Source organism: Streptomyces africanus (assembly GCF_030816955.1).
Classification (GTDB): domain Bacteria; phylum Actinomycetota; class Actinomycetes; order Streptomycetales; family Streptomycetaceae; genus Streptomyces; species Streptomyces africanus.
Map to the genome: position 1 here is coordinate 2602507 of NZ_JAUSYP010000001.1, position 24014 is coordinate 2626520.

Annotated in this window: 19 protein-coding genes and 1 pseudogene; 13 read left to right on the forward strand and 7 right to left on the reverse strand. The window is 69.7% G+C overall.

What is annotated here, in order from left to right; translation table 11 throughout:
- Window positions 1-57: 57 nt before the first annotated feature.
- Entirely contained in the window at window positions 58-1080 is a 1023-nt protein-coding gene (locus QF034_RS12110; protein WP_307174950.1) for an NADP-dependent oxidoreductase, read from the reverse strand.
- Between the two features lie 117 nt (window positions 1081-1197).
- Between QF034_RS12110 and QF034_RS12115 the strand changes: the two genes are divergently transcribed.
- Window positions 1198-1644: a MarR family winged helix-turn-helix transcriptional regulator gene (locus QF034_RS12115; protein ID WP_307174951.1), complete on the forward strand. Its 447-nt coding sequence runs from the start codon at window positions 1198-1200 to the stop codon at window positions 1642-1644.
- 154 nt (window positions 1645-1798) lie between these two features.
- Here the strand turns inward: QF034_RS12115 and QF034_RS41730 are convergent, their stop codons facing one another.
- The gene (locus QF034_RS41730) at window positions 1799-2560 is read right to left on the reverse strand and encodes an SCO2400 family protein (RefSeq protein ID WP_442480573.1); all 762 of its coding nucleotides are present in this window, start codon (window positions 2558-2560) and stop codon (window positions 1799-1801) included.
- Window positions 2561-2801: 241 nt separating this feature from the next.
- Between QF034_RS41730 and QF034_RS12120 the strand changes: the two genes are divergently transcribed.
- From QF034_RS12120 to QF034_RS12155, 8 genes are all read left to right on the forward strand, one after another.
- Window positions 2802-3965, forward strand: a complete 1164-nt coding sequence (locus QF034_RS12120; RefSeq protein WP_086564197.1) for a mandelate racemase/muconate lactonizing enzyme family protein — start codon at window positions 2802-2804, stop codon at window positions 3963-3965.
- 61 nt (window positions 3966-4026) lie between these two features.
- Entirely contained in the window at window positions 4027-5031 is a 1005-nt protein-coding gene (locus QF034_RS12125; protein ID WP_307174952.1) for a zinc-dependent alcohol dehydrogenase, read from the forward strand.
- A gap of 179 nt (window positions 5032-5210) precedes the next feature.
- Window positions 5211-6179, forward strand: a complete 969-nt coding sequence (locus QF034_RS12130; RefSeq protein ID WP_307174953.1) for a glycosyltransferase family protein — start codon at window positions 5211-5213, stop codon at window positions 6177-6179.
- Window positions 6180-6321: 142 nt separating this feature from the next.
- Window positions 6322-7431: a multiple monosaccharide ABC transporter substrate-binding protein gene (gene chvE / locus QF034_RS12135; protein ID WP_370880786.1), complete on the forward strand. Its 1110-nt coding sequence runs from the start codon at window positions 6322-6324 to the stop codon at window positions 7429-7431.
- A 35-nt stretch (window positions 7432-7466) separates the two neighbouring features.
- Window positions 7467-9017 carry a multiple monosaccharide ABC transporter ATP-binding protein gene (gene mmsA / locus QF034_RS12140; protein ID WP_307174955.1) on the forward strand — a complete coding sequence of 517 codons (1551 nt, stop codon included), beginning with the start codon at window positions 7467-7469 and terminating at the stop codon, window positions 9015-9017.
- Complete coding sequence (gene mmsB, locus QF034_RS12145; protein WP_307174956.1) at window positions 9014-10258, forward strand: multiple monosaccharide ABC transporter permease; 1245 nt, start codon at window positions 9014-9016, stop codon at window positions 10256-10258. The genes mmsA and mmsB overlap by 4 nt, the downstream gene beginning before the upstream one ends.
- Before the next feature lie 57 nt (window positions 10259-10315).
- The gene (locus QF034_RS12150; protein ID WP_307174957.1) at window positions 10316-11464 is read left to right on the forward strand and encodes an aldose epimerase family protein; all 1149 of its coding nucleotides are present in this window, start codon (window positions 10316-10318) and stop codon (window positions 11462-11464) included.
- Window positions 11465-11626: 162 nt separating this feature from the next.
- Window positions 11627-13375, forward strand: coding sequence for a pyridoxal phosphate-dependent aminotransferase (locus tag QF034_RS12155; protein ID WP_307174958.1), 1749 nt, complete (start codon window positions 11627-11629; stop codon window positions 13373-13375).
- A gap of 96 nt (window positions 13376-13471) precedes the next feature.
- Here QF034_RS12155 and QF034_RS12160 read toward each other — a convergent pair.
- Both QF034_RS12160 and QF034_RS12165 read right to left on the reverse strand, forming a co-directional pair.
- Window positions 13472-14912, reverse strand: a pseudogene (locus QF034_RS12160) (family 43 glycosylhydrolase).
- A complete protein-coding gene (locus QF034_RS12165) occupies window positions 14894-15871 on the reverse strand; it encodes an arabinan endo-1,5-alpha-L-arabinosidase (protein WP_307174959.1) in 978 nt (325 codons plus the stop codon). The pseudogene QF034_RS12160 and the gene QF034_RS12165 overlap by 19 nt, the downstream one beginning before the upstream one ends.
- Before the next feature lie 231 nt (window positions 15872-16102).
- Here QF034_RS12165 and QF034_RS12170 point away from each other — a divergent pair, with 231 nt between their 5' ends.
- Window positions 16103-16870 carry an intradiol ring-cleavage dioxygenase gene (locus tag QF034_RS12170; RefSeq protein WP_307174960.1) on the forward strand — a complete coding sequence of 256 codons (768 nt, stop codon included), beginning with the start codon at window positions 16103-16105 and terminating at the stop codon, window positions 16868-16870.
- A 12-nt stretch (window positions 16871-16882) separates the two neighbouring features.
- Here QF034_RS12170 and QF034_RS12175 read toward each other — a convergent pair whose 3' ends face one another.
- Complete coding sequence (locus tag QF034_RS12175; RefSeq protein WP_307174961.1) at window positions 16883-17437, reverse strand: YciI family protein; 555 nt, start codon at window positions 17435-17437, stop codon at window positions 16883-16885.
- Window positions 17438-17544: 107 nt separating this feature from the next.
- On the opposite strand from QF034_RS12175, the gene QF034_RS12180 reads away from it, so the two are divergent.
- Window positions 17545-18276, forward strand: coding sequence for an alpha/beta fold hydrolase (locus tag QF034_RS12180; protein ID WP_307174962.1), 732 nt, complete (start codon window positions 17545-17547; stop codon window positions 18274-18276).
- Window positions 18277-18345: 69 nt separating this feature from the next.
- Here QF034_RS12180 and QF034_RS12185 read toward each other — a convergent pair whose 3' ends face one another.
- Window positions 18346-18996: a DUF4360 domain-containing protein gene (locus tag QF034_RS12185; RefSeq protein WP_307174963.1), complete on the reverse strand. Its 651-nt coding sequence runs from the start codon at window positions 18994-18996 to the stop codon at window positions 18346-18348.
- A 296-nt stretch (window positions 18997-19292) separates the two neighbouring features.
- Complete coding sequence (locus tag QF034_RS12190; RefSeq protein WP_020272842.1) at window positions 19293-19751, reverse strand: RrF2 family transcriptional regulator; 459 nt, start codon at window positions 19749-19751, stop codon at window positions 19293-19295.
- 78 nt (window positions 19752-19829) lie between these two features.
- On the opposite strand from QF034_RS12190, the gene QF034_RS12195 reads away from it, so the two are divergent.
- Window positions 19830-22802, forward strand: coding sequence for a glycoside hydrolase family 35 protein (locus QF034_RS12195; protein ID WP_307174964.1), 2973 nt, complete (start codon window positions 19830-19832; stop codon window positions 22800-22802).
- Between the two features lie 90 nt (window positions 22803-22892).
- Complete coding sequence (locus tag QF034_RS12200; protein ID WP_307174965.1) at window positions 22893-23999, forward strand: NHL repeat-containing protein; 1107 nt, start codon at window positions 22893-22895, stop codon at window positions 23997-23999.
- Window positions 24000-24014: the final 15 nt, after the last annotated feature.

The window sequence follows — 24014 nt, forward strand, 5'->3', positions numbered from 1 at the left end:
TCCAAGGGTGCGGCCCCCGCGTACGCAACGACCGGGGTCAGACCAGCGTCACGTGTGTCAGAGCTTGACGATCATCTTTCCGGTGTTGTCGCCGCGCAGCACACCCAGGAACGCCTCGAGGTTGTTCTCGATGCCCTCGACGACGGTCTCCCGGTACTTCAGCTCACCGGAGGCGACCCAGGGGGCGACCTCCTGCACGAACTGCGGCTGAAGGTCGTAGTGGTCACCGACCAGGAAGCCCTCGATACGGCCGCGGGTCTGGATCAGGCGGGCGAGGTTCCTCGGGCCCGGGGCGGGCTCGGTGTTGTTGTACACGGAGATCATCCCGCAGACGGCGATCCGCCCGCCCTCGTTGAGGGACCCGATGGCGGCCTCCAGGTGGTCACCACCGACATTGTCGAAGTACACGTCGATCCCGTCGGGAGCCGCGGCGCGCAGCTGCTTGCCCACGGGGCCGTCCTTGTAGTTGAAGGCGGCGTCGAAGCCGTACTCGTCGACGAGCAGCTTCACCTTCTCCGCCGACCCGGCGGACCCGATGACCCGCGAGGCGCCCTTCAGCTTGGCGAGCTGCCCGACCTGGCCGCCCACGGCGCCGGCGGCACCGGACACGAAGACGGTGTCGCCCTCCTTGAAGGCGGCGGTGCGCAGCAGCCCCGCGTAGGCGGTGAGGCCGGTCATGCCCAGCACGCCGAGGTACGTCGACAGCGGCGCGGCGTCCGGGTCCACCTTCACGGCGCTCTTCGCGGTCACGGCGGCGTACTCGCGCCATCCGAGGAAGTGCAGCACGTGATCGCCCACGGCCAGCCCCTCCGCGTTGGAGGCCACGACCTCGCCTACCGCACCGCCCTGCATGACCTTGCCGAGCTCGAACGGGGCGACGTAGGACTTCGCGTCGCTCATCCGGCCGCGCATGTACGGGTCCACGGAGAGGTACTTGTTCCGCACGAGAACCTGTCCCTCACCCGGCTGCGGGAGCTCCGCCTCGACGAAGGCGAAGTCCTCGGGCTTCGGCCAGCCGACGGGGCGGCTGACCAGGTGCCACTCGCGGCTGACGGCGGGGAGGGCGGAGGTGTCGGACATGATGCGCCTTTCCACTGACTCGGTTGGCCCGTTGGCCCGATGAGAATGTTTCAGTACCTGAAACAACCATGCTCCTGAAAATTTCAGGTTGTCAAATAACCGGGTACCCTCGATTTCATGGCCTCCACCACATCCACCTCCCAGAACAGCCACCGCCCTGATCCGCTGACCCTTGAGGTCGTCGAGCTCATCGGGGAGGTCGTGGCGCGGTTCCACGAGGACTACGAGGAGGCGGCGGCGGAACATGCGCTGACCGGGGCGCAGGCGCGGTTGCTGAGCCTGCTGTGCCTTGAGCCGCTGCCGATGCGGAGACTTGCGCAGCGACTGAAGTGCGAGCCGTCGAATGTCACGGGGATCGTGGACCGGCTGGAGGCACGGGGGCTGGTGGAGCGGCAGCCGGATCCCACGGACCGGAGGGTGAAGGTGGCGGCGGCGACGCGTGAGGGGCGGCGGGTGGCGCGGAGTCTGCGGGAGTCGCTGCGGTTCGCCCGGGAGCCGCTGGCCGGGCTTTCCGAGGGGGAGAGGGTGGCTCTGCGGGATGCGTTGCGGGGGATGCTGGGCTGAGTTTTGCGGGTGCTCGGCGTAGCGGCTGAGGCCGGGCGGGTCCGCAACCCGGCGGAGCGGGGTGCCGCTGCGCCCACCCGTGGCGCCCTGGGGGCACCTCCCAGGCCCTTAAGGCACTGGGAGAGGCACGACTGCCCGCAGATGGGTGCGGGCGCTACGCACACCACCACAGGAAGCGGTTGCAGGTCTTCGTGGGGGACGGCTCCGGCTCCGGAGGCGGAGGCGTCGGGTCCGGAGTTCGAGTCGGGGCCGGCTGGGCGGTCGTCGGGGCCGATGCGGGGCGGCTGGGAGACGTGTCCGCCGAGGTCGAGTCGGGATCCTTCGGCGTCTCGTCGTCCTTCGCATCCTTGGACTTGCCGGGCTTCGGAGACCTGGAAGCCGACGGAGAGTCGGACACGCTGGGCGAAGGGGATCCTGACACTCTGTCAGCCACAGTCCCCGCACCCGGGCCGCCCGTCTCACCCGCCTCCGTCGACGCCTCGCCGTCCGCCGACTCATCCCCCGCCGCCGCCGGCTTCGGCGTCGACTTGGGGGCGTCCATGCCGAGCTCCGCGAGGCTCAGTCCGCCCGCCGCCAGCACGAACCCCGCCGCGACGAACAGCGTCCGCCGCCGCCGTCGGCGATGCGCCGCTGCCTTCCGGTCCCGCCGGCTCGTCGCACCACTCGGAACCGCACCGACCGGTCCACGTCCGCGCCGCCGGGCAGCCCGCCCCAACGGCTCACCGTCATCCTCGTGCCCACTGTCCGACCCGTCCGACCCGTCCGAGTCGTCGCGCACGCCCTCCCCGTCCTCGGGAACGGCGTCATACCCGCCGTACTCCGGCTCACGCCAGCGCAGCGCATCGGCTGAGGTGCCGCAGCCCGGGCAGGCCAGCGCGCCGTTGAGGTGCCGTCGGCACGGGTCGCAGTAGTCCATGACGCGGGAAGATTAAGTTCCGCGCCGGTCACGTTCCTAGATCCAGCTGTGAAGGTTCTGTAGGGACACGCCGCCCCCATGGTTCGAAACTGTCGAAACCGTTATGCGCGCGACCCATTGACACTCCCACCGCCCCGTCTTTACTGTCACGTCAGCATTTCGAACGTGTGTCGAAATCTCGAACACGTCGAACTGAGCGACTGACAGAACCAAGCCGACGAAGCTGCGAGGGAAAACCGCCGTGCGCATCACCGGAATCAGCACACACGTGGTCGGGACGCCGTGGCGCAACCTGACGTACGTCCAGGTGCACACCGACGAGGGAATCACCGGAGTCGGCGAGACCCGGATGCTGGGACACACCGACGCCCTCCTCGGCTACCTGAAGGAGGCTGAGGTCAACCACATTCTCGGCTCCGACCCCTTCGCTGTCGAGGACCTCGTCAAGCGGATGAAGTACGGCGACTACGGCCGCGCCGGCGAGATCGTGATGTCCGGCATCGCCGTGATCGAGATGGCGTGCTGGGACATCAAGGGCAAGGCCCTCGGCGTCCCCGTCTGGCAGCTGCTGGGCGGCAAGGTCACCGACAAGGTCAAGGCGTACGCCAACGGCTGGTACACCACGGAGCGCACCCCGGAGGCGTACCACAAGGCGGCCCAGGGGGTCATGGAGCGCGGCTACCGGGCGCTCAAGATCGACCCCTTCGGCACCGGCCACTTCGAGCTGGACCACGAGCAGACCCTGTACGCCGTCTCCCTGATCGAGGCCGTCCGGGACGCCATCGGCCCCGAGGCCGAGCTGATGCTGGAGATGCACGGCCGCTTCTCCCCCGCCACGGCCGTGCGCCTGGCCAAGGAGCTCGCACCGTTCAAGCCGGCGTGGCTGGAGGAGCCGGTCCCGCCGGAGAACCTCAAGGCCCTGGAGAAGGTCGCCGCCAAGGTCGACATGCCGGTCGCCACCGGTGAGCGCATCCACGACCGGATCGAGTTCCGCGAGCTGTTCGAGAGCCAGGCCGTGGACATCATCCAGCCGGACGTCGGCCATATCGGTGGAATCTGGGAGACCAGGAAGCTCGCGGCGACGGCCGAGACCCACTACATGCTGGTGGCCCCGCACAACGTCGGCGGCTCGGTCCTGACCGCCGCCTCCCTCCAGGTCGGCTTCACCTCCCCGAACTTCAAGATCCTGGAGCACTTCAACGACTTCGCGGACGCGGAGATCAAGAAGGTGGTCAAGGGCGCCCCGCAGGTCAACCCGGAGGACGGCTGCTTCCACCTCTCCGACGCCCCGGGTCTCGGCGTGGAGCTCGACGTCGACGCCGCCGCCGAGTTCCCGCAGCAGCAGGCCCGCTTCGACCTCTGGGCGGACGGCTGGGAGCAGCGCAAGCCCAAGGGCACCCAGTGACCGTCCCGGCCTCCGAAACCCGAAGCCGGCGACCGAAACCTTCGAAAACCTCAGGAGCGACGTGAGCACCGCGGTTGTGATCGACGCCCCGGGCGAGCACCGCCTGGTCCCGCACGAGCCCCGGCGGCCCGGGGCCGGCGAGGCGCTGGTGCGCGTCCACGCCTCCGGGATCTGCGGCAGCGACCGCGAGGTCTACCAGGGCAACCGCCCCGAGGGTTACGTCCGCTACCCGCTCACCCCGGGCCACGAGTGGTCCGGGACCGTCGAGGCCGTGGGCGCCGGTGTCCCCGAGTCCCTCGTGGGCCGCAAGGTCGTCGGTGAGGGCTTCCGCAACTGCCAGGTCTGCGACCGCTGCCACGCGGGCGACACGACCCTGTGCACGGCCGGTTACGAGGAGACCGGGTTCACGCAGCCGGGCGCGATGGCGGCCACGCTGACGCTCCCCGCCCGTCTCCTGCACGCCCTCCCGGACGACTGCGACCTCACGGCCGCGGCGCTCCTGGAGCCGGCCGCCTGTATCGCGGCGGCCGCGCTGAAGGGGAACGCCCAGCCCGGCGAGCGCGTCGCCGTGGTCGGCACGGGCACGCTCGGCATGTTCGCCGTGCAGTTCCTGAAGGCGAACTCGCCGGCCGAGCTGCTGGTCGTCGGCACCCGCCAGGACCGTGAGGCGCTGTCGCGGCAGTACGGCGCGACGGACTTCCGGACGAAGGACGAGGACCTCCCGGACGACTTCGACGTGGTGATCGAGACGGCCGGGTCCGCGGACGCCGCCCGGATCTCCGCCGCCCTGCTCCGGCGCGGCGGCCGGCTGGTCCTGACGGGCATCCCGGCGCCGGGCGCCGCCGGTCTCGACCCGACCGACCTCGTCGTACGGCAGCTGGAGGTGCACACCGTCTTCGGTGCTCCGCCGGACGCCTGGGCGCACACGGTGCGGGTGTTCGCCGCCGGGCTGCTCGACCCGCTGCCGCTGGTGACGCACGAGCTGCCGCTCGCCGAGTTCTCGCAGGCCATCGAGCTGGTGGGAGCCGGCGATCCGAAGGTGGGCAAGGTGTTGCTCCGCCCCTAGACGTACGCCGGTACGGGGGCAACCTGACGGCTCCCGTACCGGCGTACACCCAGCCTTGCCGTAAGGCCCTGGTGTCACATTCCCGTCTGCCAGACGGCGCCTGGCAGACGGGAATGTGACGCCAGGATCTACCCAGAGCCGCGAACCTCGTCCGAAATACCGAACCGAAGGACTTTCCTGTGACCGACGCTTCCGCCACGGCAGCCCGTAGGCCCGGTGAGCAGGCGCTCACCACGCTGGGCCTGAACGCGCCCGCCCTCGACCCCGCCGACGCCTCGCCGCACTCCTTTCCCGGCGGCGGCCGCTGGCGCACCGAGATTCCCTCGTGCGAGGGTCCCGAGGCGCTGGCGGTGGTCCTGAAGGAGGCCTCGCGGCTGGACGTGCCGATCCACCGGATCAGCCAGGGCAGCGGCGTGTGGATGCTGACCGACGCCGAGATCACCGAGATGGTCGAGGCGACGGCCGAACGCGACATCGAGCTCTGCCTGTTCACCGGCCCGCGCGGCACGTGGGACATCGGCGGGTCAACGCGCACCGACTCGCGGGGGGCCGGACTGCGCGCCCGCGGCCACGACGCCGTCGCCGGATGTGTCGAAGACGCCGTGCGGGCCACGGAGTTGGGCGTCAAGTGCCTGCTCGTCGCCGACGAGGGCGTACTGTGGACGCTGCACCGGGCGAGATCCGCCGGAATCATCCCGGCCGACACGACCCTCAAGGTGAGCGCGCTCATCGGGCCCGTCAACCCGGCGGCGTACGCGGTGTACGAGAAGCTGGGCGGCGACTCGATCAACGTGCCCAGTGACCTGACGCTCGATCACCTCACCGAGATCCGCCGGGTTTCCGGCGCTCCCATGGACATGTACATCGAGGCCCCCGACGACCTCGGCGGCTACGTCCGGATGTACGAGGTCGCCGAGCTCATCCGGCGCGGCGCACCGCTCTACCTGAAGTTCGGCCTCTCCAAGGCGCCCGGGATCTACCCCTACGGGCATCACATGCGGGAGCTGACCCTGGCCACGGCCAAGGAACGCGTGCGGCGCGGCCGGCTCGCCCTGGACCTTCTGGCCCGCCACGGAGCCGACGGCGACATGGCCCCGCTCGGGTCCCGGCTGCCGGGCGATCTGCAACGGTTCGAAATCCCGGCATAACGTTCCGGAAACTCGGCTTCACAAAAGAAGACACAGCCGACCACAATCCGACACATCTCTTCTCGGTCTTTCCGGCACGACCACCCGGAGCGACTTCGCGCCTCCCAGACCGAGCCCTGCACACAGATCAAGGATGATCATCATGCGTAATCGCAGAGCCGCTCTCGCCGCCATAGCCGGAGCCGCGTCCCTCGCCCTGACCCTGTCCGCCTGCGGCCAGAACAGCGAGGGTGGCAGCGAGGAGAGCGGGGGCAGCGCCAAGGGCGGCACCATCGGCATCGCGATGCCGACCAAGTCCTCCGAGCGCTGGATCGCCGACGGCAACAACGTCAAGAAGGACCTGGAGTCCAAGGGCTACAAGACCCAGCTGGTCTACGGCGAGGACGACCCGGACCAGCAGGTCTCGCAGGTCGAGAACCTGATCACCCAGGGTGTGAAGGCGCTGATCGTCGCGGCCATCGACAACAAGTCGATGAACAACGTGCTCCAGCAGGCCAAGGACGCCAACATCCCGGTCATCTCCTACGACCGCCTGATCCTCGGCACGAAGAACGTCGACTACTACGCGTCGTTCGACAACGAGAAGGTCGGCGAGCTCCAGGGCACCTACATCGTCGAGAAGCTCGGCCTGAAGGACGGCTCCAAGAAGGGCCCGTTCAACATCGAGCTGTTCGCCGGCTCCAACGACGACAACAACACCCGCTACTTCTTCCAGGGCGCGATGAACGTCCTGCAGCCCTACATCGACAAGAAGCAGCTCGTCGTCCGCTCCAAGCAGACCAAGCTGAACCAGGTCACCACCCTGCGCTGGGACGGCGGCACCGCCCAGAAGCGCATGGACGACATCCTGACCTCGGCCTACAAGAGCGAGCGGGTCGACGCGGTCCTCTCCCCCTACGACGGCATCTCCATCGGCATCCTCTCGGCGCTGAAGTCGGACGACTACGGCTCCAAGAGCAAGCCGCTGCCGATCGTCACCGGCCAGGACGCCGAGCTCGCCTCGGTGAAGTCGATCATCGCCGACCAGCAGTCGATGACCGTCTACAAGGACACCCGCCAGCTCGCCAAGGTCGCCTCGAACATGGTCGACGCGCTGCTGAACGACAAGAAGCCCGAGGTCAACGACACCAAGACCTACGACAACGGTGCGAAGGTCGTCCCGGCCTACCTGCTGGAGCCGGTCGCCGTCGACAAGACCAACTACCAGAAGGAAGTCGTCGACTCCGGCTACATCAAGGCAAGCGACCTCTAGAAACCGCCGGCTCACTCTGATTGGAAGGCACGACCATGGCGGGACCCGTCCTGGAAATGCGCTCGATCGTCAAGACCTTTCCCGGCGTCAAGGCGCTCTCGGACGTCACCCTGACCGTCCGGCAGGGCGAGGTCCACGCCATCTGCGGAGAGAACGGCGCCGGCAAGTCGACCCTGATGAAGGTCCTCTCCGGCGTCCACCCGCACGGCACCTACGAGGGAGACATCCTCTTCGAGGGTGAGGTCTGCCAGTTCAAGGACATCCGGGCCAGCGAAGAGCGCGGCATCGTGATCATCCACCAGGAACTGGCCCTGGTGCCCTACCTCTCCCTCGCGGAGAACATCTTCCTCGGCAACGAGCACGCCACGCGGGGGATCATCAGCTGGACCGAGACCCTGCGGCACGCCACGGAACTGCTGCGCCGGGTCGGTCTGGCCGACCACCCGGACACCCGCGTCGCCGACATCGGCGTGGGCAAGCAGCAGCTCGTGGAGATCGCGAAGGCCCTGTCGAAGAAGGTGAAGCTGCTCATCCTGGATGAGCCGACCGCGGCCCTGAACGACGAGGACAGCGACAAACTCCTGGATCTGATCCTGGAGTTGAAGAAGCAGGGCATCACCTCGATCATCATCTCCCACAAGCTCAACGAGATCCGCAAGGTCGCCGACTCGGTGACGATCCTGCGCGACGGCCAGACCATCGAGACCCTCGATGTGAAGGCGCCGGAGACCACCGAGGACCGGATCATCAGCGGCATGGTCGGCCGCGACCTGGAGCACCGCTTCCCCGAGCGGTCGCCGCACGAGCCCGAGGAGGGCGTGGCGCCCGCCCTGGAGATCCGGGACTGGACCGTGTTCCACCCGATCGACCAGCAGCGCAAGGTCGTCGACGACGTCTCCCTCCAGGTGCGGCGCGGCGAGATCGTCGGCATCGCGGGCCTGATGGGCGCCGGCCGCACCGAACTCGCCATGAGCGTCTTCGGGCGGACGTACGGCCGGTACGCGGGCGGCACGGTCCTCAGGGACGGCAAGGAGATCCGTACGAAGTCCGTCCCCGAGGCGGTCAAGCACGGAATCGCGTACGTCACCGAGGACCGCAAGCACTACGGCCTCAACCTCATCGACACCATCAACCGGAACATCTCGCTGACCGCCCTGAGCAAGGTCGCCAAGCGCGGTGTGGTCGACGAGCACGAGGAGCGGCAGGTCGCCGAGGGCTTCCGCAAGTCCATGAACATCAAGGCGCCGACCGTCTTCGAGCCGGTGGGGAAGCTGTCCGGCGGCAACCAGCAGAAGGTCGTCCTCAGCAAGTGGATCTTCTCCGGCCCGGAGGTGCTGATCCTGGACGAGCCGACGCGCGGGATCGACGTCGGTGCCAAGTACGAGATCTACACGGTCATCGACCAGCTGGCCGCCCAGGGCAAGGCGGTCGTCTTCATCTCCTCCGAGCTGCCCGAACTGCTCGGCATGTGCGACCGCATCTACACGATGGCCGCGGGGCGGCTGACCGGTGAGTTCTCGCGGGCCGAGGCCTCCCAGGAATCGCTGATGCGTCAGATGACGAAGGACAAAGAGGTAACCCGATGAGCACGGACGTGACCGCCAAGACGCCGGCCCCCGCGCCGCCCGGCAAGGGAGGGGCGGCCACCGGCGACGGACTCCTGCAGCTGGTACTGGACGGTATGCGCCGCAACATGCGCCAGTACGGCATGCTGATCGCGCTCGGCCTGATCGTGGTGCTGTTCGCCGTGTGGACCGACGGCGACCTGCTGCTGCCGCGCAACGTCTCCAACCTGGTCCTGCAGAACAGCTACATCCTGATCCTCGCGATCGGCATGATGCTCGTCATCATCGCGGGCCACATCGACCTGTCGGTCGGCTCACTGACGGCGTTCGTCGGCTCCATGGCCGCCGTGTTCATGGTCAAACAGGATATTTCCTGGCCGATCGCCGTGGTGCTCTGCCTGGCCGTGGGCGCGGCCGCGGGTGCCGTCCAAGGGTTCTTCATCGCGTACGGCGGCATACCGTCGTTCATCGTGACCCTGGCGGGCATGCTGATCTTCCGCGGTCTGACCGAGATCTTCCTGGAGGGCCAGACGCTCGGCCCGTTCCCGGACGGGCTGCAGAAGGTCGCCAACGGGTTCCTCCCCGAGGTCGGTCCGGAGACCAACTACCACAACCTCACGCTGCTGCTGGGCTTCGCGATGATCGCCTTCGTGATCTTCCAGGAGGTCCGGGACCGCAAGCGGCAGCAGGAGTTCGACCTGGAAGTCCCGCCCGTCAAGCTGTTCCTGCTGAAGCTGGTCGCGATCGGCGCCGCCGTGCTGACGCTGACGATGCTGCTGGCCAGCTACAAGGGCGCCCCGATCGTGCTTCTCATCCTGGGCGTGCTGCTCGTCGGCTTCGGCTACATCATGCGCAACGCGATCATCGGCCGCCACATCTACGCCATCGGCGGCAACCTGCCCGCGGCCAAGCTGTCGGGTGTGAAGGACAAGAAGGTCACCTTCCTGGTCTTCCTGAACATGGGCATGCTCGCGGCCCTGGCGGGTCTGGTCTTCGCCGCCCGCTTCAACGCGGCCTCTCCCAAGGCCGGCCTCAACTTCGAGCTGGAGGCGATCGCCGCCTCGTTCATCGGCGGCGCGTCGATGAGCGGCGGTGTCGGCACCGTCCTCGGCGCGATCATCGGTGGCCTGGTCCTGGGCGTGCTGAACAACGGTATGAACCTCGTCGGCATCGGCACCGACTGGCAGCAGGTCATCAAGGGCCTGGTGCTCCTGGCGGCAGTCGGGTTCGACGTGTGGAACAAGCGCAAGGTCGGTTCGTAAGTCAGATCGGGGCCCCGCCGCCAAGGCGGGGCCCTCTCCTTATCGGGAGCCGCACGCATGGAACTGAACAGACGCACGGTCATCGCGGGAGCCGCGGCGGCGGGAATGGCCGCCACCACGCTCGGCGGCACGGCGCACGCCACGGGAGGCAGGAAGCCGGTGAAGAAGCTCTTCGGCAAGCTCGCCGACGGCACCAAGGTCTACAGCTGGTCGCTGGAGAACGGCGGCACCCGCCTGAAGGTCCTCTCCTACGGCGGCATCGTCCAGTCGCTGGAGATCCCCGACCGCCGCGGCCGCTACGCCAACGTCTCCGCGGGCTTCGACAACATCGAGGACTACGTCGCCAAGAGCCCGTACTTCGGCGCGCTGATCGGCCGCTACGGCAACCGCATCGGCAAGGGCAAGTTCACCCTCGACGGCAAGGACTACCAGCTCTCCGTCAACGACGGCGAGCAGAGCCTGCACGGCGGCGCCAAGGGCTTCGACAAGCGCGTGTGGGACGTCGAGCCGTTCACCAAGGGCTCCGACGTCGGTCTGCATCTGTACTACACGAGCGTCGACGGCGAGATGGGCTACCCGGGCACCCTCAAGACGAAGGTGACCTACACGCTCACGCGGCACGGCGACTGGCGCATCGACTACGAGGCCACCACCGACAAGGCCACCGTCGTCAACCTCACCAGCCACGTCTACTGGAACCTGGCCGGCGCGGGCAGCGGCACGATCGAGGACCACGAACTGCAGATCGCGGCCTCCCGCTTCACGCCCACCGACTCGGGCCTGATCCCGACGGGCGAGCTGGCGAAGGTCGCGGGCACGCCCTTCGACTTCACCCGCGCCAAGGCGATCGGCCGGGACATCCGCACCTCGCACCCCCAGCTGGTCACCGCCAAGGGCTTCGACCACAACTGGGTCCTCGACAAGGGCATCACCGCCCGGCCCGAGCACGTCGCCACCCTGCGCGACCCCGCCTCCGGCCGCAGCCTGAAGATCGCCACGAACGAGCCGGGCCTGCAGTTCTACTCCGGCAACTTCCTCGACGGCACGCTGACCGGCCCGACCGGCCGCATCTACCGGCAGGGCGACGCGCTCTGCCTGGAGACGCAGCACTTCCCGGACTCGCCGAACAAGCCGTCGTTCCCGTCGACGGTGCTGCGGCCCGGGCAGACGTACCGGACGACGACGGTCCACACGTTCGGCTGCTGATCGTCTTCACAGGTGGCACACAATTTTCTGAGGGAAACCCCAGTGGTTGAACAGTGCCACCGCAGCCTCCGTATCTAAGGGCGGCCCGCGCTCCCCCGCGCGGGCCGTCCTTAAACGTCGGGTCCGGCCGTCCCCAGCGGATCCGCCCTGTACGGAGGTTCCATGGCCGACAACGTCACGTCGCTGTTCCGCAGCACCGCGGCGCACAGCCCGTCGATGGCGGCGTTGACACGTGAGGGCGGCGAAGGTGCGGGGCCAGTGGACTTCTGCATCCCCTGCAACCCGTACTTCCCCACCCCGGCCATGTTCGACGACATGTCGGCCAGACTCCGCGACATCATCACGTACTACCCGTCCAGCGCCGACACCATCACGGCCGAGCTGTGCAGCCTGCTCCAGCTGCCGCCGCAGTGCGTGGCGATGGGCAACGGCTCCACCGAGCTGATCACCTGGATCGACCACCTGCTCGTCCGCGAGTCCCTCGCCATCCCCGTCCCCACCTTCGGCCGCTGGACCGACCAGCCCATGGAGACCGGCAAGCGGGTCGACATGTTCCCGCTCCAGGAGTCCAGCGGGTTCGCCCTCGACCTCGCGCAGTACGCCGAGTTCATCCGCGCCCGGGGCACGCGCGTCGCCGTCATCTGCAACCCCAACAACCCCGACGGCGGCTTCCTGCACAAGCACGCCATCGTCCAGTTCATGGACGCCATGGCCGACCTCGACCTGGTCGTCATCGACGAGTCGTTCCTGGAGTTCGCGGACGCCGAGGCCGAGCCGAGTGTCGTGCAGGAGGCGATGCTGCGGCCCAACGTCATCGTGCTGCGCAGCCTCGGCAAGAACTTCGGCCTGCACGGCATCCGTTTCGGCTACCTGGTCGCCAACCCGGCGCTCGCCGGACGCGTCCGCTCCATGCTGCCCAAGTGGAACCTCAACTCCTTCGCCGAGCACGTCGTCTTCATGCTGAAGGAGCACGGCGCCGAGTACGCGCAGAGCCTCCAGCAGGTCCGGCGCGACCGCCTCGACATGGCCAGCCAGCTGTCCTCCCTGCCCGGGCTGACGGTCTACCCGTCGCAGGGCAACTTCCTCTTCGTGCGCCTCCCCGTGGGCGCCGAGGGCACCGTGGTCCGGGACCGGATGCTCACCGAGCACCGGATCCTGGTCCGCGAGTGCGGCAACAAGATCGGTTCGTCCAGCCGCTTCCTGCGTCTCGTGGTGCGCCCCCAGGTGGACGTGCGTCGCCTGGTGTCCGGCCTGGAACAGGTGCTCTACGGGACGTCCAGGAGGGGAGCCGCCGTACCCGAGCTGGGCAATGGGACCAGCTACAGCTCGGGTACGGCGGCAGTGGACCGTCTGGTGAGCGAGACCAACGGATCCGGCATGCGGGGCCTTGCCGCGCAGGCCACCGGCGGCGGCGCTCCCGGGCCCGCCGTCGCTCCGGCTGCCGCCGGCACCGGTATGCCGCTCCCCGCCGCCGCGTCCGCCGTGCCGGCGGGTGCCGTGCCCGCCGGGCCGAGCGGTGGGATGCCGATGCCGGCGGCGGCGCAGGTCGGGCAGACCGGGCAGGGTGTGCGCTTCGGGCAGATGGGGCAGCAGCAGATGCCGCAGCCCGTTCCTCAGCCTGTGCCGCAGTCCGTGCCGCAGCCTGCCCCGCAGTCCGTGCCGCAGCCGGCGCCTCAGCCCATGGCCGCGCCGGCGCCGCCGCTGGCGCCTGTGGCGCAGGCGCCGGTCCCGGCCGCGGCGCCGGCTCCCGCGCCGGCCGCCACCGGGCCCACGCCGCCGGGGGTTCCCGCGCGGGGCGGGTTGACGGCGGCACAGGTCAGGGGGACGAACGGGTTGTCGCCTGCGCCGGCGACCGGGTGGCCGGGGGCGCAGGCGTGGCCCAACGCGGCGGGGATGGGGCAGGCCGGGTAGGGCCTTCTCGCCGTAGGTGGTCTGTGTGGGTGGGCGGGTGCGGGGTTGTCCGTGGTTGATCGCCCAGTTCCCCGCACCCCTGAAAGGGCAATCGCACTACACCGGGTTCAACCTCCACTGTTGGCAGGTGTTGTTGAGCCAGGACCACTGGCGTACGTCTGCGCCGTCCACCGTCGAGCAGTCGGCCACGTCGGCCACCTTGCCGGTGGCCTGGTTGGTGATGCGGACGTAGCCGCTGTCGGTGGCCGTAAAACGGAACCGCTGGCAGGTGTTGTTCAGCCAGGACCACTGGCGTAGGTCCGCGCCGTCGGCGGTCGAGCAGTCGGCCGTGTCGAGGACCTTGCCGGTGGCGGCGTTCACCAGTCGGTGGGTGTCGTCGCCCAGGTCCTCCAGGCGCCAGCGCTGGTTGGTTCCGCCGTTGCAGGTGTACTGCACGACGTTGGCTCCGTCGGCCGACGAACTGCCGGCGACGTCCAGGCACTTGCCGCTGTTGCGGTTGGAGACGGTGTAGGTCGTGGCGGCGGACGCCGGTTCGCCGGACGGCCCGGGCTGGGACGCCCCGAGCCGGACGGGCGTGCCGAAGTTCGGGGTCCCGTCGGAGTTCCAGGTGAACTTCTGGGCCCCGGGTCGTACGGCCGTTGTCGCAGCCCTCGGAGGCGGAGTCGTTGGCGTGGTAGACAATCCAGTTCTCGCGGCCGTCGGGTGAGGTGAAGAAGCCGTTGTGGCCGGGCCCGTACACCCCGTTCGCGTCACTGCGCTGGAAGGCAGGCGTGGACTTCTTCGTCCAGGAGGAGGCGGACAGCGGGTCGGAGCCGGTGAGCTCCAGTTGCCCGAGTTTGTAGTCGGGCGTCCAGCAGCCGCTCGCGGAGTAGACCAGGAAGGTCCGGCCGCCGCGTTGCAGCACCTCCGCGCCCTCGTTGACGGTGCCGCCCTGCCGCTCCCAGGCGTACGTCGGTGTCGAGATCGTCGCGTAGGAGCCGCTGACGGTGTACGGGTTGGACATCGGCGCGATGACGAGGTTCTGCGTCCCGCCGGTGGTGATCGCGCTGCCCAGCATGTACAGCCGGCCGCCCACGTTCATCAGGCTCGGGTCCAGCATCCAGGCGGAGTTGAGCTGCCCCTTGTAGGTGTAGGGGCCCATCGGGTCGGACCCGGCGCTCTCCAGCACATGGCTGCGCTGCGTCGGGTTGTAGTCGGACACGTTCTGCCCGGCGACGTAGTACAGGTACCAGCGGCCGCCCACGAAGTGCAGCTCGGGTGCCCAGATGTTGCAGCACCGGGAGGCGGCGTCGCCCTTCCACACCTGCACGCTGGGCGCGGTGGAGAGCCCGGCGAGGGTGGCGGACTTGCGGATGGTGATGACGTCGGTCCAACTGGTCGTCACCAGGTAGTAGTTGCCGTCGTGGTAGGAGATCCAGGGGTCGGCGCCCTTGACGGACTTGACCGGGTTGGCGAACGAGGCGGCGCTCGCGGTGGGCTGGCCGAGGGTGAGGGCGAGCAGCAGGACGGCCAGCAGGGTCAGTAGGCGACGGGCCATCCGCTGCTCCAGTTCAGGAGGTTGATGCCGAGCTTGGGCGTGCCGCCCGCGTTGCCGTCGTAGTAGTGGTAGACGATCAGGTCACCGTCGGCGTCCTTGAGGATCGACTGGCCGCCCGGGCCGATGACGCTGCCGTGCGACTCCAGGACGGGCGTGCCGCCGTTGTTCATCAGGTCGACGCCGTTCTTGTCGCGGTACGGCCCGGTGATGCTGGAGGCACGCCCGACCTTCACCTTGTACGTCGAGCTGGTGCCGTTGCAGCAGGTGTCGTAGGAGGCGAAGAGGTAGTAGTACCCGTCCCGTTTGACGATGAAGGGCGCCTCGACGGCCTTGGTCCCGGTGGGGCGGGAGGCGAGGGAGTAGCGGGTGGTGTTGGAGCTGAGCTGCTTTCCCGTGGAGGGGTTGATCTGGATCATCTTGATTCCGGTCCACCAACTGCCGAAGGACAGCCACCACTTGCCGTCGTCGTTCACGAAGAGGTTCGGGTCGATGGCGTTGAAGTCACTGGCGGAGTTCGAGCTGTAGACGGTCCCCTGGTCGGTCCAGCTGCCCGGCTGACCGGTGCTGGAGGTCGCGAGACCGATGGCGGAGGTGTTCGAGCCGAACTTCGAGACGGAGTAGTACATCAGGTACTTGCCGCCGTGGTACGAGATGTCCGGCGCCCAGGCCTCCGGCACGGAGGAGTAGTTCCGCCACCAGCTCGGCCTGCTGGAGAAGGCGTCGCCGCCGTTCCTGAAGGCGGTGCGGTCGGTGGAGGTCTTGTTGGCGATGCCGCCGCCGGTGGCGTAGAGCAGGTACTGACCGGACGAGGTGCGGATCATCGACGGGTCGTGGGTGACGATGTCGCCGGTGACGCGGCCGGGGTTGGGGTACGCCGACGCCGTGCTCGGAACGAGGGCGAGCAGGGCGGCGGGGAGGGCGAGCAGGGCGGTTCTCTTGCGCAGGATGGAGCGGCTCATACGGTCCTCCTTGCGGTGGGGGCACAGCTGACCGACATTTCGAACAGCGATCGCAAGTTCGAACGGACCGTAGAATCGAACCTCTTGCGCGTCAATGGTCCGCGCAGCAACAACCGCCACCGGCCTGGAGCAGCTCGCAATTCGGGACCTGGCCTACAAGACACTTGACGGCACATCACTTTGCCGAACACACAGGCCACTGACAGCAACGACTCCTAGTCTGCCGTGCTCATGACAGACAAGACAGGCACCGCCTCAGCAGCGAACACCCCCATCGGACGCCGTGCCGTCCTGATGGCGACCGGCGCCACCGCCGTCACCCTTGCGGTCGGCGCCGCCGCCAGGACAGACGTCGGCACCACCGCCCCCGTGGCCGCCGCAGCCGTCTGCACGCTCACGAGGGAGATGACCGAAGGCCCCTACTACCTCGACGGCCAGTACGTCCGCTCCGACATCAGCGAGGACAAGACCGGCATCCCCCTGAAGCTGACGCTCACGGTCGTCGACGACGACACCTGCGCACCGCTCGAAAACGCCCTGGTCGAGATCTGGCACGCCGACGCTCTCGGCGAGTACTCCGGCTTCGTGGGCGACAACGGCCACGACGAGCCCGACAACGGCACGTTCCTGCGCGGCGGTGTCCTCACCGGCTCCGACGGCATCGCGAAGATCACCTCGGTCTACCCCGGCTGGTACCAAGGCCGCTGTGTCCACATCCACATCAAGGTCCACACGGACGTGACCCTGACCCCCGACGGCTCCTTCACCGGCGGTCAGGAACTCCACACCGGCCAGCTCTTCTTCAACGAGACGATCACGAGGAGGGTCGCGTCGCTCCCCCAGTACGCCGTCAACACGGTCCCCCGGACCACCCTCGCCCAGGACTCGATCTACGACGACGGGGGCGCGGCATCAGGCCTCCTCACGCTCACCCCCCTCGGCAGCACGACATCGTCCGGCTACGCGGGCACGCTGACGCTGGGCGTGGAACAAGGCTGACGCCGGCGCCCGTCACCGCCGCCCTCCGAACTCCCACGCATGCACCTCGACATCGGCATACCGCCCCCGCGTCAGGACACCGCGTGCCGTCTCCCCGTCCGGGGCCCGGACCAGCGCCGCCGTGCCCAGCCAGTCGGAGCCGTCGTCGGACAGCAGGGGGCCGTAGGCGATCAGGTCGTCCGAATCGGGCGGTGCGTCGAGGTCGGACGCCGCCGGGTCCGGGCCCCCCAGTCCGAGTACGAGGTAGCGGTTGCCGGTCGTCGGGCCCCCGGGGAAGTCCCACATGGTGCGGCCCAGGACGTTGCGCCAGCGGCGCAGCATCACGTCCCGGTACGCCCCTGCCTGGTAGTTGGGCTCGTCGAAGGCGAAGGCGCGGGCGGTGGCGGGATCCGGCAGGTCGAGGATGTGGACACTGCCGGTGAGGGTTTCGCCGTCACTGGTGAAGGTCGGGCCCCGGGCGATCATCTCCGTCGCATACTGGTCCATGTAGGACCAGTGCTGCTCCAGCAGCTCTTCGCGCAGCGGCAGCGAGCCGGGGCGATCGCGGTGGTGACAGAAGAACTCCATGGGGACAGAGCCTTTCCCAGGGAGGGCAGCGGCTCAAGCGGCTTTCGTGAGCGGGTGTCGGCGTAAGGTCGGTCCGGCAGCGGAGTCGGTTCGATTCGGGGGGGATCATGACGGCAGTCGACGGACCGCCCATCGTCTTCGTGCACGGGACGCGGTTCAGCGCGGGGCAGTGGAGCCCGCAACTCGCCGCGCTGCGGGACGAGTTCCCCGTCGCCGCGGTCGATCTGCCAGGTCACGGGTCCCGTTCCGCCGAGGCCTGGAGTCTGAAAGCGGCCGTTGAGGTCATCAGCGGTGCCGTGGAGTCGCTCGGGTGCGGGCCTGCCCTGGTGGTGGGGCACTCGCTCGGGGGTTACGCCTCGCTGGAGTTCGCGCGGGTTCACCCGGAGCGGTTGCGCGGGCTGGTGCTCGCGGGGGCCAGTGCCTCGACTCGCGGGGCGTGGGCGGTGCCGTACCGGTGGGTCGCCGGGCTCGTGCCGCGGCTGCCCGCGGATCGGCTGGCCGGGTGGAACGACTGGTTGCTGCACAGGATGTATCCGGCCGAGGTCGTCGAGGCCACGATCCGGTCCGGTTACGCCTTTCACACCCTCCCCGCCGCCTGGGGCGAGGTGCTGGGGCGTTTCGACGCGGACGCGATGCGTCATGTGGCGGCTCCGGTGCTCATCCTGAACGGCGAGAAGGACGGCGTCTTCCGGTCCGGCGAGGCGGAGTTCGCCCGGGCGCATCCGCGGGCCCGCGTCGAGCTGGTCCCGAGAGCCGGGCATCTCGCGAACTTCGACGATCCGGACGCCTTCAGCGATGCCGTCCGCCGCTTCGCCCGGCAGCTGAGCCACAGCGGCTGAGCCACAGCACATGAACCCGTCCCGGGCGGCCCACCCGGCTCAACGCCCCGGTGGGCCGCCCCTCACCCGTCAGGACTCCGGGCACTCCTTCCACGCCATGTGGTACACCGTGCTGATGTCCCCGTCCGTCGAGTCCATCGTCATGAAGCTGACCTTGTCGGCCGACTGGGTGCCGGCGTTGACCCGGAGTTCGGTGTTGATGTTGAAGTTGCGCTGGACTCCGCAGGGTGCGTAGACCAGTTGGGCCCAGTCCGTCTCGTCGGTGGCCTGCCAGTTGTCGTTGTAGGGGCCGCTGAAGGGGTGGTTCCTGGCCACCGTGCTGGGCGAGCCCTGGAAGTAGTACGAGGCTCGCTGGGAGGCGCTCGCGCCGCGCTGGAGTGAGGCGAAGCCTCGGTAGTCGGCGCTGGCGATGGCGTACGTGAAGCCCTGGGGCACGTGGACGATCAGGCTGAGCTGGCAGTTCCTGCGGAACGCGGTCGGGTCGGAGCCTCCGCCGGCCTGGGCGAGGTAGTCACTGTAGGTGACCGTGAACGCCGTGTTGTCCTCGGAGACGGCGACCGCTGCCGTGCCCTGCGGGCAGCCGGAGCCGTTCACCGTGGCGACCTTGATGACGATCTTGTCCGGGGGCGGGTCGACGAACCCGGAGGACGGGGATTGTGCGGGGAGTGCGCTGGTGAGGAGCGCTGCGATCGCGCCGCTCAGGAGCAGGCCACCGGCCATGGTTCTCCCATCCGTTCGTGGGGGGTGGAACATGGAGGAGGCATGGGCATGTCAAGACGACAGCGCATGCGCGCCCGACCTGTGACCATTCCATGGAGGAGCTGTGAAGGCCGGGAGCGGTCGCATCGTACGCAGGACGGGGGGAGTCGGCCAGGGCGGTCTCCGGCCATTCACAGTGGCGGGAATTCACACGGGATGTCGGCAGGCACATAAGGTGCGTTACGAGTGCGCCAGCCCCAGGACCCCCCGAGGACGCGATGAGGATCACCCACCGGCTCCCCCGCGGACGCGGCCCGTCACGGGTTCTCCCAGGCCGCCGGTTCCGCCGCCAGCCGCTCCACCGGCTCGGGCAGCGCCCCGGCCGCGAGGTCGGCGATCGTCACGCCCTCCAGGATCCTGCGCACATTGGCCCGCAGGGCGATCCACAGCGGCAGCAGCGGCTCGGCCGTGCCGGAGTAGGCGAGGCCGGTCGGGCGCTCGCCGCGCACCGAGACGATCGGTCCGTCCACGGCCCGGATCACGTCCGCGACCGTGATCTCCGCGGCCTCCCGGGCCAGCCGGTAGCCGCCGCCCCCGCCGCGCCGGCTGTCGACGACACCGCCGCGCCGCAGATCGCCGAGGATCCCCTCCAGGAACTTGTGGGGGATGTCCTGCGCGGTGGCGACGGCCTCCGCCTTGACCGGCCCTTCGCCCTGCCGGACGGCCAGTTCCACGACCGCTCGTACCGCGTAGTCCGCACGTGCCGAGATCCTCATACGACCATTGTCGCGGTCCCGTAGACAATGACCCACCAGCACCACGTACGGCACGGAAGCACAACAGGAGGCGCTCCCTTGGAGCTCAGCAGGCGTACCTTCCACGCTCTCGCCGGCACGGCGGCGCTCGGCTTCGCGCTGACCGGCAGCGGGTCGCCGACCTCCGCCAACCCGGCACGGCCCGTGCGCACGGGCCCGCCGCCACCGGTGCCGAGCGCGGACGGCCGGCGGCACGAGGTCGGCTTCGACCGGTACTCGCTGCTGGTCGACGGCCGGCGCCTCGTCCTCTGGTCGGGCGAGCTGCACCCCTTCCGGCTGCCGAGCCCGTCCCTGTGGCGGGACATGCTGGAGAAGATGCGTGCCCACGGCTACAACGCCGTCAGCGTGTACGTCGCCTGGAACTACCACTCCCCCGCCCCCGGCCGGTACGACTTCACCGGCGTGCGCGACCTCGACCTGTTCCTGCGCATGGCCGCCGAGACCGGTCTGTACGTGATCCTGCGGCCCGGCCCGTACATCAACGCCGAGGTCGACGCCGGCGGCTTCCCCGGCTGGCTGACCGCGACCGAGGGCACGGCCCGCACCTCCGACCCGACGTATCTGCGGTACGTCGACGAGTGGCTGACCGCCGTGAACGCCATCGTCGCGAAGCGCCTGTTCACCCGGGGCACGGGCACGGTGCTGCTCTACCAGCTCGAGAACGAGTACGACGCGCACGTCGACGAGCCGACCGGGCGCGCCTACATGTCGTACCTGTACGAGAAGGTCCGCGCCGACGGCATCGACGTGCCGCTGTTCCACAACGACGACGGGCGCAACGGGGACTGGGCCCCGGGGTCGTTCCCCACCGGCGGGGAGAAGGGGCGCTGGCTGTACGGGTTCGACGGGTACCCGGAGCCGGACGAGGTGCCGCCCGACTGGGGGCACTTCGGGGCGGGCGGGACGAAGGGCGGGGCCACGGCCAGTCCGCGCACGCCCGGGTTCGTGCCCGAGTTCGGCGGGGGCTGGTTCGACCCGTGGGGCGGGTCCTGGTTCGACGGGAAGGGCTACGCCGAGGCCCGCCGCACCCGGGACGCGGCGTACGAGCGGCGCTTCTACCTCACCAACCTCGCCAACGGCATCACGCTGCACAACGTCTACATGACGTACGGCGGCACCTCCTGGGGCTGGCTGCCCGCGCCGGTCGTCTACACGTCGTACGACTACGGGGCCGCGTTCGACGAGGCCCGCAACGCCACCCCGAAGCTCGCATCGATGCACCAGCTCGGGCAGTTGCTGCGGTACGTGCCGGACCTCGCCAGGCTGAACCGGGCGAAGGCCGTGCGGGCCGCCGACGAGCGGATCAAGGTCTACCACCTGGCCAACCCCGACACCGGCGCCCACTTCTACGTCCTGCGCAACGACTCCGGCGAGGCGGTGTCCTCGACGCTGCCGGACGCCGGGATCGACGTGCCGGTGACGGTCCCGGCGCGGGACGCCAAGCTGATCGCCGCCGGGCTGAAGCTCGGGAAGCGGACGCTGGTGCACGCCACCGTGCAGCCCATGCTGAGCCTGACCGCCGGACGGCAGGAGATCGCGGTGTTCGCGGGCCGGCGGGGCGATCTGGCGCAGGTCGTACTGGACTGCGCGGACGAGCCGACGCCCATGCGGCTGGACGCGGAGCCCGCGTGGTCCTGGAACCTCGGCAAGCTCAACGTCACCGCTCCGCTCGGCGCCGGCGGGCTGAGCCGGGTGCGCGTCGAGGGCGACGGCGTGGACACGCCGATGCTGCTGCTGTTCGCCGACGACGCGACGGCCCTCAGGCTGTGGCCGTACGAGACGCCGTCCGGCCCGCTCCTCGTCTACGGCCCGGCGCTGCTGCGGTCGGCCACGCTGCGCGGCTCCACGGTCCACCTCACCGGTGACACCACCGCCCAGACCGGCCTGGAGGTGTGGGGGCCGCGCGGGATCACCCATGTCACGTGGAACGGGCGCCCGGTGCCCACCCGGATCAGCGCCTCCGGCAGTCTGCTGGCGCTGCGCCCGCTCCCCGGCGTGACCCGGCCGGCCCTGCCCGCCCTCGACGGCTGGCGGCGGCGGGCCGAGAACCCGGAGGCCGAGCCCGGCTTCGACGACTCCGGCTGGACGGCGGCCGACCGGAAGACGTCGTTCAGTACGACGCCCGTGCCCGACGGGCAGCCCGTCCTGTTCGCCGACGACTACGGCTTCCACTACGGCGACGTCTGGTACCGGGGCGAGTGGACGGACGGACGCGGCCTGGAGTCCGTGTCCCTCGACTACAGCACGGGCACGCAGGGCCTGCTGATGGCCTGGCTGGACGGCGAGCCGCTGGGCACGCACCGGATGCCGGTGCCGGACAAGGACCGGGCACGGCAGGGGACCTGGACGGCGAAGGCCACCTTCGCCCTGCCGAAGGGCCTGCGGAAGAAGTTCCGTGCGCAGAGCCCGGAGCAGCGGCACGTGCTGTCCGTGCTCGTCCGGCGGATGCAGCACGACATGGACGGCACGGCACGCGACACGCACAAGGCAGCGCGCGGGCTGACCGCCGTCACCTTCGAGGGCGCCGCCCCGAAGGTGACCTGGCGGATCCAGGGCGCGTCGGCGCCCGATCCCGTGCGCGGGCCGATGAACAACGGCGGGCTGTACGGGGAACGCGAGGGCTGGCATCTCCCGGAGTACGACGACGGGGACTGGAAGGACGCCGAACTGCCGCGTGCCGACCGGCGGCAGGGCGTCACCTGGTACCGGACGGACTTCCGGCTGGACGTCGACCCGGGCGTCGACGCCTCGATCGGGCTCGTCCTCGACGACGACCCGAAGCGGGCCTACCGCGTCCAGATCTTCCTCAACGGCTGGAACATGGGCCAGTACATCAACGACGTAGGTCCGCAGCATACGTTCGTGCTGCCGAACGGGATCCTCCGCACACGTGGTGCCAACACACTGGCGTTGGCGGTGTTGTCCGACGGGACCACACCGTCGGGGCCGGGAGAGGTGCGGCTGACCCTGCTGGGCGCGGCGGCGGGAGGGGTGCCGGTCACGCCGGTGTGACCGGATCGAGCCGTCCGCGTGCATTGCCTTCTCCGGCGGGCTGGGCCACCGTGTTGCCCCCGCAAGCCGCGGAACAGGGAGGGGAATTTCGTGCGAAGACGGCGTTTCATCAGCGGATTAGCCGGTGCCGGGGCGGGTCTCGGACTCGCCTCGGCGGGCGCCTGGCCGGCCGTCGCCGCGTCCGGCCGGGACAGTGGCGCACCACGCGAGTGGGAGGCGGTCACCGCCCCGGAGGCCGCCCCGGCGGCCCAGTTGCTCGACGTGGCGGCCGCGGGTCCGGGCCTCGCCTGGGCCGTGGGCGAGGAGGGCCGCAGCGGCAGTGTCCGGGGGACGGCGCTGGCCCTCGTGTGGGACGGCAGCGCCTGGCAGCGCACCGGCCCCGGCTTCGGCGGCCATCTGGGCTCCGTCGCCGCCGCGCCCGACGGCCGCGCCTGGGCCGTCGGCACCGATACCTCCGGCACCGCTCGGCTGCTCGCCTGGGACGGAGTGACGTGGCGGGAGGCCGACTTCCCCGGGCGCGGGGCGCCCGGCACGTCCCTCGCCGCCGTCACGACCGGCCCCCGGGGCCACGTCTGGGTCTCCGGCCGGAACAGCGACGGCTCGGTGCTGCTGCACGGCCACCGGGGCAAGTGGACCTGGCTGGAGGCACCCCCGGCCACGACCACCATCCCGCCCTACGGCATCCACCGCGCGCCCTGCGGCGACGTCTGGGTCTACGGCAGCGAGCTCGTCGCCCGCTGGGACGGAGCGGCCTGGACCATGCTGCCGGCGCCCGGCGGGATCCGTGCCGGCTTCACCGGGCTGCTTCCGGTCGCCCGTGACGACATCTGGATGACCGGCTACGACTACGGCGTCGGCGGCCCGCCCGGCAAGCCCCCCGGCGTCCGGCTGCTGCACGGGGACGGCACCGGCTGGGAGTACGTCACGGCGCCGTTCGGCGTGGGAGTGCTGACCGGCATCGTGGGCGACGCTCAGGGGCGTCCCGACCGTATCTCCGGGTGGGACTTCTGGGACCAGACCCGGGCCCACTACCTGCGCTGGGACGGCACGGCGTGGGTGAGCGAGCGGGGGCCGGTTGCCACGACCCCCGTCGTCATGAACGCCCTTGCGACGGTGCCGGGTTCGGGCGGCTACTGGGCGGTGGGGGCGACGTCGACCATGCCGTCCACCTCCGCCCAGCCGCGCATCGAACGCTGACCGGTCCGCCCTGGC

Coding starts and splice junctions, on each gene's coding strand:
- QF034_RS12110 (WP_307174950.1), bottom strand. CDS start 1,080: ATGTCCGACACCTCCGCCCTCCCCGCCGTCAGCCGCGAGTGGCACCTG.
- QF034_RS12115 (WP_307174951.1), top strand. CDS start 1,198: ATGGCCTCCACCACATCCACCTCCCAGAACAGCCACCGCCCTGATCCG.
- QF034_RS41730 (WP_442480573.1), bottom strand. CDS start 2,560: ATGGACTACTGCGACCCGTGCCGACGGCACCTCAACGGCGCGCTGGCC.
- chvE (WP_370880786.1), top strand. CDS start 6,322: ATGCGTAATCGCAGAGCCGCTCTCGCCGCCATAGCCGGAGCCGCGTCC.
- mmsA (WP_307174955.1), top strand. CDS start 7,467: ATGGCGGGACCCGTCCTGGAAATGCGCTCGATCGTCAAGACCTTTCCC.
- mmsB (WP_307174956.1), top strand. CDS start 9,014: ATGAGCACGGACGTGACCGCCAAGACGCCGGCCCCCGCGCCGCCCGGC.
- QF034_RS12150 (WP_307174957.1), top strand. CDS start 10,316: ATGGAACTGAACAGACGCACGGTCATCGCGGGAGCCGCGGCGGCGGGA.
- QF034_RS12155 (WP_307174958.1), top strand. CDS start 11,627: ATGGCCGACAACGTCACGTCGCTGTTCCGCAGCACCGCGGCGCACAGC.
- QF034_RS12165 (WP_307174959.1), bottom strand. CDS start 15,871: ATGAGCCGCTCCATCCTGCGCAAGAGAACCGCCCTGCTCGCCCTCCCC.
- QF034_RS12170 (WP_307174960.1), top strand. CDS start 16,103: ATGACAGACAAGACAGGCACCGCCTCAGCAGCGAACACCCCCATCGGA.
- QF034_RS12175 (WP_307174961.1), bottom strand. CDS start 17,437: ATGGAGTTCTTCTGTCACCACCGCGATCGCCCCGGCTCGCTGCCGCTG.
- QF034_RS12180 (WP_307174962.1), top strand. CDS start 17,545: ATGACGGCAGTCGACGGACCGCCCATCGTCTTCGTGCACGGGACGCGG.
- QF034_RS12185 (WP_307174963.1), bottom strand. CDS start 18,996: ATGGCCGGTGGCCTGCTCCTGAGCGGCGCGATCGCAGCGCTCCTCACC.
- QF034_RS12190 (WP_020272842.1), bottom strand. CDS start 19,751: ATGAGGATCTCGGCACGTGCGGACTACGCGGTACGAGCGGTCGTGGAA.